Source organism: Micromonospora sp. AMSO31t, from assembly GCF_008868175.1.
GTDB lineage: Bacteria > Actinomycetota > Actinomycetes > Mycobacteriales > Micromonosporaceae > Micromonospora.
On sequence record NZ_WBKT01000363.1, the window covers coordinates 1 to 302 of the forward strand.

The window sequence follows — 302 nt, forward strand, 5'->3', positions numbered from 1 at the left end:
ACCAGCAGGGTGGCGCCGCCGGCCGCCGGCGGGTCGGTGTGGACCCGGGCCGGGCCGCGGGGTGTCCCGATCTCGTCGCTGTGCCGCACGGGCCCATTCTGCGTCCGGCCCCGTGCGCGACGGTCGCCGGGACCGGGAAACGCCGTCGCCCGCGTGTCCCGATGGGGAGACGCGGGCGACGGTCGCACGGAATCAGCTCGACGGCACCAGCGTGAGCAGGCGGTCGCGGGCCGGCGGGCCGGCCTCGTCGAGCGCGTCCGGATCCGGCTGCACCTCACTGCGCCAGGCGACCAGCATGGCCC

General features: G+C 77.8%; 1 pseudogene. It reads right to left on the reverse strand.

The window, feature by feature from the left end:
- Positions 1-192: 192 nt before the first annotated feature.
- Positions 193-302, reverse strand: a pseudogene (locus F8274_RS32765) (WhiB family transcriptional regulator); the annotation flags it as partial.